Below are 12,200 nucleotides of genomic sequence, written 5' to 3'. Positions count from 1 at the left end.
AAAATCATCAAAGACAATTTCAATTCATTCTCAATTAAAACATAAAATATTACAAGAATGAAATCTCCTACTCATCAAAAAAAGTAGAAAGCATCTTCCAAGTGATCGATAGAAAACTCATTATTCACTGCGTGAATAGCAATAATATCAAATCTAACTTCCTCCTCTCGAGAGTTCAATTCAATATAAGCATCTGCTGCAGTTAAAAGTCGTTTAATCTTATGGCGTTTTACAAATTCTTGAGGGAGCCCAAACTCGAGCGAACTTCGAGTCTTAACTTCTATAAAAACTAATACACCGTTGTATAAAGCGATAATGTCAATTTCTTTATCTTGAAATCTCCAATTTCGCTCTAAAATAGAATACCCTTTACGCTCTAAGTACTCCACAGCAAGTTCCTCACCTAACTTGCCAAGTTCATTGTGTTCAGCCATAACAGACAATTTTAAATATTTAGTTCCACTCCACTTGCTTTTATATTCAAACTAACTACAGCTCCCATTCTCAAAGCTCTATTTTCAACACCATGTCCTGATGGAAAATCGAACACTACAGGAAAATCATACTGAGCGACAAGACTTTTAATAATTTGAATGGCATCATAACCAAATGGAATTGCATTATCATGCATATCTGTCATTCCACCAACAATCATACCTTTTAACCCTTTTAGAAGACCATTTCTATCTAAATTGTGCATCATGCGATCTACGTGGTACAAATACTCATCTAAATCCTCGATAAACAATATCTTATCCTTCGTTTCAATACTCGATCTTGAGCCCAACAGACTATAGATGATTGAGAGATTACCGCCAACAAGCTCACCTTTTGCCTCACCGAGAATATTTGCGCTATGATGACCTACAACATAGCGGATTGGCTTGCCAAACAAAGAAGCATACAAACTGTCTTTAGACTCTTGGGTTGCTTTGGGAACGCTAAAAGCCATAATGCCGTGTAAGGTTTGAACCCCAAGGTTGTGCACATGACAATGCAGAACAGTAACATCGCTAAAACCGATAATCCACTTGGGATTAGCCATTAATAAATCAAAGTCGATTGCATCCACGATGCGGACAGTACCATATCCACCTCGTGCACACCAGATAGCCTTAACAGATTCGTCAGCTAACTGCTTGTTGAAATCCGCAGCTCGCTCTTTATCACTCCCCCCTAATTGGAAATTATCAAGGCCAATAGTATCGCCAAGTACGGGTACCAATCCCCAACTTTGTAGTAACTCAATAGCAGGTTGTGCTTCTTCTCTGCTGAATTTTCTCGCTGTACAAACAATTGCAACTTTATCTCCTTCTTTTAAATATGCAGGTTTAATCATTTTCTTTTTAATAATCATTGTTAAAAATCAAAAGCCAACTGTATAGCTATTGGCTTTTTTCTCTCCTCTGTATTGAGATTGGATACTGTAACTCCAATCAAGCGAACAGAGTCTTTTAGTTTCTCTTGGTATAATAAATCTTTTACTATATCGCGAATAATAGCCGCATCGGCAATAAAATACGGAACTGTTTTACTCCTTGTCTGCTGCAAAAAATCAGCATACTTAATCTTCAAGGTAATCGTCTTACCAGCGACATTTACTTTCTTTAACCGCAATACGAGTTCTTCCACTATCACTTCCAGTTTATCCATCAAAAAAACTTCTGAAGACAAATTCTCATCAAATGTCCGCTCTGTTCCCACAGATTTCATAACTCGATTTGGACGAACTTCCGAAGTTTGTATTCCCCTAACTAAGTGATAATACTCAGCCCCTGATTTTCCAAAGTGTTCACTTAAAAAGGCTTCACTTTTCTCTTTTAAATCCCTTCCGGTAAAAATTCCTAAATGATACATCTTCTCTGCAGTTTTCTTACCTATACCAAAGAACTTCTTTATCTCTAAGGCCTCTAAAAAGGGAATCACTTCCTCAGGCTCTATCGTTTTTTGTCCATTTGGTTTATTGTAGTCACTTGCAATCTTCGCTAAAAACTTATTGATAGAAATTCCAGCAGATGCGGTTAGCTGTAAGCGCTCGAAAATCTTTTGTCTAATCTCATAAGCAATTAAAGTAGCACTCGGGCAACCTATTTTATTTTGAGTAACATCCAGAAAAGCCTCATCTAATGCTAATGGTTCCACGAGATCAGTATATTCATAGAAGATACTTCGAATTTCTTTGGATATCTCCTTATAGCGATCGAATCGCGGTTTGACAAAGATTAAATCTGGGCAATTTCGCTTCGCTTGAGCACCACTAATAGCACTTCTAACGCCAAACTTTCTTGCTTCATAACTCGCTGCTGCAACTACTCCTCTCTCACCACTACCACCCACAGCAATAGGTTTTCCTCTCAGTTCGGGAAAATCCAATTGCTCTACCGATGCGTAAAAAGCATCCATGTCGATATGTATAATCTTTCGATCCATCTATCACAAATGTACTATTCAAATGAGTATGAAAGTTAAAATTTATCCTAAAAAAGGCCAATATTTTTAATCGAATGCTTACTTATAGGAATAAGATTTTTATAAATTTGTAGGAGCTATGAAGAAAACCGTTAAAATATTAAAATTATACCCCTTAAGATCTTATTTATTTTATAGTTTCTTTATACTAATCTGTTTTACAAACAATATGTAGTTAAAAACGAAAAAAATGAATGAATTTTTAATACAAGCTTTTATATTTCTATTTGCTGCTGTAATCTGTGTACTTATCTCAAAGAAATTAGGTATGGGGTCTGTCTTAGGATACCTATTTGCAGGAGTATTAATCGGCCCTTTTGTTTTGCAATTTGTCGGAAAAGACGGTGCTGATATTATGCATGCAACTGAGTTTGGAGTAGTTATGATGTTATTCCTTGTGGGATTAGAATTAGACCCAAAGGAGTTCTGGAAAATAAAAAATGAAATTATTGGTTTAGGTACTGCTCAGCTTGTTGGAACCACAACAATTGTAACAGCCATAGCACATTGGGGGTTAAATATGACTTTAGGAACCTCTCTGACGCTTGGGTTTATTATAACCATGTCTTCTACCGCGATCATCTTACAAACAATATCTGAACGAGGTTTAAACCAATCCAACGCAGGTAAATCGAGTTTTGCCGTATTACTGTTTCAGGATATAGCTGTTATCCCAATGATGGCAATTATTCCCTTATTAGCAGTATCAGCCAAAACGCCAATAGAAACCGGAACGGGTAGCTGGTTAGATGGAGCTCCTGTGTTTATGAAGACCTTAGCGATATTAGGTGCGATTTCTATTATTTTCCTTGTTGGAAATTATATTGTTAATCCATTGTTCAAATCAGTAGGTAGACTCAAAATTAGAGAGATATACACAGCCTCTGCTTTACTTTTAGTTATTGGGGTTGCAATATTGATGCAAGCGGTAGGACTTTCTCCTGCCTTAGGAGCTTTTATAGCAGGTATTGTACTGGCAAATAATCCTTACAAACACCAATTAGAAAGTGACATAGAACCTTTCAAAGCACTGCTTCTGGGTATTTTCTTTATTGCTGTTGGTTCGACAATCAACTTTGATATCATTGTCAATGAGCCTTTAATCATCTTAGCATTATTAGTCAGTGTGATGTCCATCAAAGCGATTGTATTACTCGCAATCGGTAAATGGAAAAAATTCCCTAAAGATCAGTCCTTCTTATTCGCTATTCTACTTTCTCAAATAGGAGAATTTGCCTTTGTAATTTTGGCTTTGGCCAAAACAATCAACTTAGTAAATCAACAGTGGTACGACTATATGTTAGCTACTACAGCTCTATCAATGGTCGTTACACCAATCTTACTCCTTTTAAACGAAAAGTGGATTGCCCCTTATCTTGGGTTAACACCGTCAACTAAGGAAAGTCAAGAATACGATGACTTAACACATATCAGTGCAGAAAAGAAAATTGTAATTGCTGGATTTGGAGATTTTGGAAATACAATAGGACGATTATTACAAGCAAATGACATACCTACATTAGTACTCGACAATGATGCTGAAAGAGTTGATCACTTGCGCAAGCTTGGCTTTAATGTTTACTATGGAGACGCAACGTCCATTAACATCTTGAAATCTATTGGACTTGATCAAGCAGATTATGTGATTGCCGCTATGGATCCTCCTGAAGTTAATCAGCAACTTGTAGAGGTCATCCGCAAGAATTTTCCAAATGTCGAAATAATCGTACGCGCCAAAAATAGAAAGAATGCATACGAATACTTACAAGACGGCTTAACTGAAGTATATAGAGAAACCTTCTTTACAGCGGTATACGTCGGAGCGGTAATGCTTGAAAAACTTGGCTTTAGTCACGAAGAAGCAAGGCAACAAAGCGAATTATTTATCAATAGCGATAGAAAGTCCCTGAGAAAATTAGCAAAGAATATCCACAACTTAGAGGACTATATAAATGTCTCGAGAATTGAATTTGCTGAACAATCAGAACTTCTAAAACAGAAACTATCTGAGAAAAGAAATAACCCAAAGAACAATTCATAATGAATAAACAGCCCTATTGATTGATAGGGCTGTTTTATTTACATAAACCCCCATCATACAAGAGTTTAACTTTGCTCTTATAAAGAAGATCTCTTGTCAATACTCCATAAAAAAAGCAGTGATATTCTCTATGAAGAGTATCACTGCATTATCTTTATATGCGAATAGATATTAATTATATCCTATTTCTTGTCTTTCTGTATGTCTGTATCACTTTTCCCTGTTAAGTTGTTCGGATTCTCAACAACACCAGAAGAAGTCGGCAAGAAAAACTCCATTGGAAAACTCTTAAAGTGTCTCCAGGTAACACGAGCAAGGTCTTTTGTTTCCTTAAAGGGAATATTACGCGAACGGAAGGCTAATAACAAGGACAAGCTAAAACTTACCATGAAGTTCATAAATCCAATCAGCCACATTCCTATAAAAGCCCATACAAGCATTTCAACTGGCGCAGCAAAACCAGATCCATAAAGACCTAAAGCAATATTACCACTCACAAAGGTAATGTGGCGAATGTCAATTCCCAATCCTAAAAAAGCACCAATAGTACCACAAGTACCCATAAAGACTCCAAACCAAACGTTAGATACCATACCAGGCCACTTAGTATCTACCCAGTTTGCCAACTTAGCAGTACGTTTTGGTCCAAGATTTCTCTTCAACCAAGGGTGTTCTTGAATGCGGTAAAGTACTTTATTGTGTTTGTTTCTATTGGAAACATTTCCAGAAATAATACCCGATAAAAATAAGAAGATACCAGCAATACCAGCGTGAAATAAGGCTCTCGAAGCAAACGGATCTGTATCGACAAGCATCTTAGTCCACTCCTCTTGAGTACCCACAATATTCACTCCAAACAATTGGTCTATCCCCCATATTAAAAACAATGCAACTGGAAAAGCCAAAATTACGTTTCCTACAAAAGCGATAAACTGAGAGCGAAACAAACGCGCAAATAATTTAGCAAAACCAAGGTGTTTGTCATCGCTATCGATATGTTGTTTTCTACCATCTTCAATAGCCTTAATAATCGTTGCGGCAGTCATTGCTGGCTGCTTTGTAGCTAAAGTAAAACCGAGTAAATAAATAAGACAGAAACCAAATGCATAATTCAAACTATATAGCATCGCTTCACCGAAATTACTAACATCTGCATGGTGAGCAAATACTTTGAAAATACACAAGAATCCTACGACAATTCCGGCTCCCATTGACCCTCTAAACATGTGCCAATACTCCCTCGGAGAATTAGTAATATAGTGCTCTCCTGTCTTAGCTGTATGCTGCGTTATTTCATAAGAAATCAATTGGGTACTCTCTTTTATCAGCCCTGTTACATTGTACTTATAACAGTTATACTTCACCAACCTCCTTGCCAACTCGATAGTATTGGTTTGTCTTTCTACCACAACATCTTCCTTCACTACTAACAGAGAAATCAATACATACACACGTTGCAATTGCTGACGAAGACGCAACAAGCTTTGATTTACTTTAATTGAGATACCGTACTTAGAGCTATTCTTGAATGCCTGATTGACAAATTCCTGACACTGTTTATGTAAAATCAGAATCTGCTTATAGCTCATGTCACTCTCATGCAGAACCTTAATCTCGTCGTTTAGGAAAGCCTCTAATACACTGCTAAACTCGATTTCCAAAGCCCTAAAAGGACTTTCTAAATGGGAGTACTCCGGCACCATATTGATTATATAGCTCTCCATAGCACGTCCACTCATCCTTTGAGTAATAATATCAATAGAATTTAGCAACTCGTTTAAGACTGTTCCCTCTTTATTACTGACAAATAAATCGTTGAACTCAAGTAATCCGAACAATTCCAACAACTGTTCTACGGGAATCATATCTACCCATTCTGCATCGGTATGCTTATAGAAAACTTGATTCAACACATATTCGTAAGTTCCTTTCTCAGGCTGATATGGAAGTACTTTTGCCCACAAACGCTTTTTTACCTCACTAAAAAATTCAGAATCTTGTAGAATCCCTGCATCCGAAACCATTCGGCTGAAATAGCGATTAGACAATAACTCTTTAAGATAAACAGAAATAGCAGCACGTTCGGTATCGTGTGTTTTTAAATATGAAACTAATGCATCAATGGATACACGTTTTATTTTCTTTACATTTTTAGGTCTAAAAATATGAACTAAATCAACGATAAAAAGTAAGTCGTCAGTAGCGTATACCTTCCCGTCTATCACATATTTATTAAACAATTCTTCAACTCCATGAGGAGATTGTAACATGTGTCTTAACTTCATTCGAATAAATTTTCTTCGTTTTAAAACAGCTTTTAAATTTAATCATTGTAATTTGGCATAAAATTACATTTTATTCTGAATAATCATGATTGAAATAGAAAGAAAATTTTTAGTGAAATCTGAGAAGTTTATCTCAAAAAGTTTTAAAAAAACACAAATAACTCAAGGATATTTGAATTCAGATTCAAATAGAACAGTTAGGGTACGTTTAAAAGATCATCAAGCTTATATAACTGTAAAAGGCAAGTCAAATGAAGCTGGTACAAAAAGATTTGAATGGGAAAAAGAAATCAATTATGAAGAAGCAGTTCAGTTACTCAAACTTTGTGAGGATTACATCATTGACAAAACGAGATACTTGGTAGAGTATGAAGGTCATCTATTTGAAGTTGATATCTTTCACGGAGATAATGAAGGACTCATTATAGCTGAAATAGAATTAACTACAGAAAATGAAAAGTTTGAAAAACCAGATTGGTTAGGTGTAGAAGTTACTGGTGATATCCGTTACTACAATTCGTATATCTCGAATACTCCTTTTAAACAGTGGAAATAAAATCGAAAAGAAAAGGACAACCAGAAGAAATATTCAAAGTACAGTGTTATAAAACCTACTGTAACTAACTGAATCATTCTTCCCTAAAAAAGAGTAAATGACGTAGCACGTCAAACTTGTATTACAGCATATAATGATCGATAGGAATTGTCAGAGAGTGCATCTGAACAAGAGTCCCAATACGCGGTAGATATACTCAAATTGTGGATTTTTTCCACACAAAAACCCCCTCGATTACCCTATAAAAACAATTCCATATTCAAGATATAGTATTGTCTTTTTTACGGATACTTCAATATGTATAATTGAAAATTTACTCTTGTAAAGTTCTTTATAGTTGAACAGGTGATTAGTCCTCTGCTTCGATAAGTCGCTCTATCTTCACATCGAGAACACCACTATTCAAATTGTCAGCTAAATCTAAGAAAGCCTTTTTAGACAAGTCAATACTCCTCCCCTTAACAAAAGGACCTCGATCAGTAATAGTCAATATAACAGAGCGCTGATTGTTGATATTTGTAACCTTTACTTTTGTACCAAAAGGCAATGTTTTATGAGCAGCTGTATACTCTTGATTATTAAAAACTGCACCACTTGCCGTTTTTCTACCAGTAAATTTATCGTGATAATAAGATGCTTTTGTTTCTTCGTTGATTAGTTCATAATCATCTTCATCTTCAATAGCTACAACTATAGAATCATCATCAACAGCAAGTGTGTCACTCACAGGATAAGCTGAAATTACTCTTGTTGTATGTGGTTTGAAAATATAATCTCCACTTGTAAAGCTGAATAAAATAAAAGTAAAAAGTACTAATAAATAAACACTCTTTTTCATCGTTTGTAAAGTTTCTAACTTCGATATATAGGCAACTTATATACCAAAACTAAAAAAGTTTAAAAAGCTCTTGTTTATTCACTCGTACAAATATCTCTCCCCAAACGAGTACTCCACTATTTTTGGAATGGTCAAAAACAAAAAAAGGAATCTAAAAATAGATTCCTTTATATATTGTATTTCTAATTATCCAAAGATACTTGGCAACCAATTTGACCAAGGGATTCTCGATAAAATTAAGATCAATCCGATTGTATAGAAAATTGTAAATTTCTTAAACTTACTGTTGTCGTCAGTCGCTTTTTTGTGTTTAGACCATCCAATAGTAATCAAAACGATTGCTAAGATATTAATCATTGGGTGCTCAATTCCATAAAGTCTCAATGCTGAGTTCTTCATTACTTCTCCCATACTGCCATTCAATGTGTGAACCATTGGAGATACAAAGTATAAGATTAATCCTAACAATAATTGAATATGAGTAAAGATTAAAGCAAATAATCCAAACTTCTTATCCTTATCTGTAAACTGTCTTTTAGCTGATGCGCCAGCGAAAGCATTAATAATAGCAATAGCTAAAAATATAATAGCCAAATATGCTACTCCAGAGTGTGCCTGTTTAATAATTGTACTGAATTCCATATTGATGTTATTAGTTTAGAGGCAAATATACTTAAAACTATCAAATACCAACGGACACAATGAAGTTTTACTATTAATTTACCCACTAACTAAAACATAACCTTTATTGCTAAACATAAAGTACTCAAACCTCTAATCTACTAAATCAGACTTTAGATTGACTAAAATTTTCTTAATTTGTACTTGGTGTGATAAAAAAGGTTAACTTACTATTTACAAACCAAACAATTACATACTTATGAAAAGCAGAATCACAGTTCCATGGAGAGATGTGTTTTCTATATTAATCTTAAACATTGCCCTGAGTATAGCGATGCGAAATGTCTTATTTTTCTTTATTCCTATCATCACAATAGGTCTATACAGTTTATATTTCATAGCATTCAGAAAAAATGAACTGATCTACCATCGAAATAATAAAATGCCCATTCTAAAAAGTCTAATACTGCTAACGTTAGGCTGTGCAGTCTTCACCTACTTTATTCAATACTTGTTCAATGTCATATAACCATACTCTACACGTTGATAGCCTCCAGTACACCATTGACAATAAAACTATATTAAATGGCATATACTTCACTGCTGTAACAGGTGATGTAGTCAGTATTAGTGGACGAAATGGAACTGGCAAAAGCACGCTGATGAAAATTATGTTTGGAATACTCAAAGCAGATCATTCATACATCCGAGTGGATCATACAGTCATAACTAATAGATATAATCTCAATCAATACTTCAGTTATAAACCGCAATTCAATATCTTTCCAAAACACTTAAGAGTAAAAGAAGTTCTAAAATCAAACGATACTGATCTAACTCCCATACAACCTTTTATAAACTCAAAAATAAAAGACTTATCCAAAGGTGAGCAACAATTAATACAAACACTTTACATTCTAAATCTACCCCAGCCGATCTGTTTATTAGATGAGCCTTTTGCTGGGTTATCACCTATTCTACAAGAATTTATAGCTCATCGCATAAAAGAAAAAGCAAGAGATAAGATTATCATCGTCACGGACCATAACACAGAATTAGTAAGCGAAATATTGACGAAAAATTTAATTCTTGAAAATGGTATCCTAAAAGAGTTGTAAACACAACAATCCCATAAAATCACTCCTAATATCCCCTAAGGATAAGCAATATTATGTTGCGAAAAAATTTACAATAAGATAAACACTTCAAACTTACAGAAGAAGCCTTGATAGGATCCTTCTATGACATAATCCCTAAGTGATACCATAAAGTTCGCATAGTGGTCGCATGTTTTTGGCTATAAATAATGCGACCACTATGCGATCACTATGCGACCACAAGCCGACCACCCCCTAAAATCAATGTCTCGTTCTATGTCTCGTCCTAATATAGCTGTACAGTTATTGTTTATAATCCTGCTTTTAACTGTACATTTGGTTTTCTAATCCTATTATAACTATACAAATTCTTGTCGTACGTTTTTTTCGTATAGTAGGTCTTCCTTCTCATAACGAAAATGACACGCTGTAGACCTGCCTGCAGTAAATCGCTCGTACAACCCTAACTCCCCAGTCGAATATACAACTCCAATAGCTGCTATTGACACTTGTGATTCTAATCACAAACAAACCTATTCAGATCATCCATAGTTGTATCAAGTTCTCTTAGTTGCCGTAAAACTAAATTCAATAGAACAAACTGCTAAACCTAATGGTGTTACCTCAATACGTTAAATTCTTCCTTGATTAGCACAAACTCATTTAATGACCAATCCCATTCGATTTTTAAAATAAAACAGAAATAAATAAATTATTATTAAAAATTTAAAAACAAACCATTACTAACAGATATAGACAACAAAAAAATATCATATTAACAAATAAAATAACATGAAGAAAATTTACTTATTACTACTACTTAGTTCAACATTTGTGCAAGCTCAAGTAGCAGGAAACGCACTTTACTCGAATGGAAGTTCAAACTACACTTACACGAATTACTCTTCAATATCCAAAATCGACAAGATTCTAAACCTAACAGTTAGTGGAAAAGCAAATGTAAAAGCAGATGCCTTTATTGCCATTTTTGCTCTAAAGCAAACAGGTAAAAACATTGAAGAAACTGTTACCTTAATGGATAATAAACTAAAATCTATCACGCAAAATCTCTCACAAATACCAAAAGTTGAAACGCAAATCGACATGATCTCCTTGGTACCCCTATACGAATACGAAATAGAGAAAAAGGTCTTTAAGAAAAATGATTATAACGAAGTACCTATTGGTTTTGAACTTTGCAAGAACATTCATATTAAATATTGCAATGCAAACGACATTGATCATATCGTTCGAAAACTGGCTGAAGAAGACATCTATGATTTAGTAAAAGTCAATTACTTTTCGAGCAAAATAGATAGTATAAAGAGAGAACTTCAATCAAAAGCAGAACAAGTACTTTTAGATAAAATAAAACATCACGAAACGGTATTAAACACCACGTTTAATAACCAACAAAAATTTATTAAAAGTAATTATATAGATACCTATCCAAGCAATAGTTATCATGCTTATTCTGCCTTTAGTAGCCCAAGTCTAACAACTAAACAGAGTAGCAACAACAATGTGAATCAACAAACAAAGAGTATCACGAGATATTATAATTCATTTAGCGATGCTAACTTTGACTTTGTGATCGGACAAGCTCTATCAGAACCAAGTATTCAGATAATTTACGAAATCACAATGGCCATAGACTTGGAACTAAAAAAGAATAAGCTTGACCCCCAAGAAATAAAAGTTTTAACTCCCAATGGAGATCTAAAAACCATACAATTGTAGCTAAAGGCAAATAATAAAATGGTTTAATGTAAGGAGTAATAGATTTACCTCTATAATAGAAATAGCTCAATCTGTCAATAAGCAGATTGAGCTATTTCATATTGTGATAACGATAAAGCTATTTATAATAATTCAAGTAACTTAGACAGATCATCTGGACGAATATAAGCATTGTGCTCATATACTTTTTCGAGTTTTTCATTCAAAAAGATGAGGGCGGGATAAGCCTCTTTTCCACTTAGTAAATTTGCTAAATCGTGAACTCCCCCATTTATACCTTTCTTTCTAAACGAATACGTTTGATTGTGAAAAACGATATCCTCTTCCTGTTCTGCATCAAATGAAATAAAATAGAAATCGCTATTCAATTTACTAACTACTTCTTCATTCTTAAATGTTTTCCTCTCCATCAAAGTACAATAACTACACCACTTGGTGTGTAAAAAAATGACCACAGGCTTTGGATCATTCTTCAGAACCTCCTCCACTTGAGAAATTAGTATCTCTTTGGGTTGAGCAAAAGCTGCTAACCCAAAGAAATAACTAAACATAA

Annotated in this window: 11 protein-coding genes; 4 read left to right on the top strand and 7 right to left on the bottom strand. The window is 34.5% G+C overall.

Annotated features, from left to right (window positions below; genetic code table 11):
- Window positions 1–74 precede the first annotated feature (74 nt).
- Genes NWE55_RS07985 through dinB form a run of 3 tightly spaced genes read right to left on the bottom strand, consistent with a single transcriptional unit; the run spans window position 75 to window position 2,430 of the window.
- Window positions 75–434, bottom strand: coding sequence for a YraN family protein (locus NWE55_RS07985; protein WP_160339178.1), 360 nt, complete (start codon window positions 432–434; stop codon window positions 75–77).
- 11 nt (window positions 435–445) lie between these two features.
- Window positions 446–1,339 carry a S66 peptidase family protein gene (locus NWE55_RS07980; RefSeq protein ID WP_155091604.1) on the bottom strand — a complete coding sequence of 298 codons (894 nt, stop codon included), beginning with the start codon at window positions 1,337–1,339 and terminating at the stop codon, window positions 446–448.
- Between the two features lie 20 nt (window positions 1,340–1,359).
- Complete coding sequence (gene dinB / locus NWE55_RS07975) at window positions 1,360–2,430, bottom strand: DNA polymerase IV (protein ID WP_155091605.1); 1,071 nt, start codon at window positions 2,428–2,430, stop codon at window positions 1,360–1,362.
- 229 nt (window positions 2,431–2,659) lie between these two features.
- Between dinB and NWE55_RS07970 the strand changes: the two genes are divergently transcribed.
- Window positions 2,660–4,510, top strand: a complete 1,851-nt coding sequence (locus NWE55_RS07970; protein ID WP_258204686.1) for a monovalent cation:proton antiporter-2 (CPA2) family protein — start codon at window positions 2,660–2,662, stop codon at window positions 4,508–4,510.
- 182 nt (window positions 4,511–4,692) lie between these two features.
- On the opposite strand, the gene NWE55_RS07965 is transcribed toward NWE55_RS07970, so the two are convergent.
- Complete coding sequence (locus NWE55_RS07965; RefSeq protein WP_160339588.1) at window positions 4,693–6,780, bottom strand: transporter-like protein; 2,088 nt, start codon at window positions 6,778–6,780, stop codon at window positions 4,693–4,695.
- Between the two features lie 100 nt (window positions 6,781–6,880).
- On the opposite strand from NWE55_RS07965, the gene NWE55_RS07960 reads away from it, so the two are divergent.
- Entirely contained in the window at window positions 6,881–7,351 is a 471-nt protein-coding gene (locus NWE55_RS07960) for a CYTH domain-containing protein (protein WP_160339581.1), read from the top strand.
- A 349-nt stretch (window positions 7,352–7,700) separates the two neighbouring features.
- Here NWE55_RS07960 and NWE55_RS07955 read toward each other — a convergent pair whose 3' ends face one another.
- Both NWE55_RS07955 and NWE55_RS07950 read right to left on the bottom strand, forming a co-directional pair.
- The gene (locus tag NWE55_RS07955; protein WP_155091608.1) at window positions 7,701–8,189 is read right to left on the bottom strand and encodes a septal ring lytic transglycosylase RlpA family protein; all 489 of its coding nucleotides are present in this window, start codon (window positions 8,187–8,189) and stop codon (window positions 7,701–7,703) included.
- 186 nt (window positions 8,190–8,375) lie between these two features.
- Window positions 8,376–8,831 (bottom strand): hypothetical protein, encoded by a 456-nt coding sequence (locus NWE55_RS07950; protein ID WP_155091609.1) that lies wholly within the window; start codon window positions 8,829–8,831, stop codon window positions 8,376–8,378.
- 497 nt (window positions 8,832–9,328) lie between these two features.
- Here NWE55_RS07950 and NWE55_RS07945 point away from each other — a divergent pair, with 497 nt between their 5' ends.
- Together NWE55_RS07945 and NWE55_RS07940 are read left to right on the top strand one after the other, a co-directional pair.
- Window positions 9,329–9,928: an ATP-binding cassette domain-containing protein gene (locus NWE55_RS07945; RefSeq protein WP_155091610.1), complete on the top strand. Its 600-nt coding sequence runs from the start codon at window positions 9,329–9,331 to the stop codon at window positions 9,926–9,928.
- Between the two features lie 771 nt (window positions 9,929–10,699).
- Complete coding sequence (locus NWE55_RS07940; RefSeq protein ID WP_155091611.1) at window positions 10,700–11,647, top strand: SIMPL domain-containing protein; 948 nt, start codon at window positions 10,700–10,702, stop codon at window positions 11,645–11,647.
- Between the two features lie 122 nt (window positions 11,648–11,769).
- Here NWE55_RS07940 and NWE55_RS07935 read toward each other — a convergent pair whose 3' ends face one another.
- A complete protein-coding gene (locus NWE55_RS07935; RefSeq protein ID WP_230381498.1) occupies window positions 11,770–12,198 on the bottom strand; it encodes a thioredoxin family protein in 429 nt (142 codons plus the stop codon).
- Between the last annotated feature and the right edge of the window lie 2 nt (window positions 12,199–12,200).

Origin of the sequence: Myroides albus (assembly GCF_024722315.1) — a bacterium.
In the GTDB taxonomy this organism is placed as follows: domain Bacteria; phylum Bacteroidota; class Bacteroidia; order Flavobacteriales; family Flavobacteriaceae; genus Flavobacterium; species Flavobacterium album_A.
This window is presented reverse-complemented; position numbering and strand designations above follow the sequence as displayed.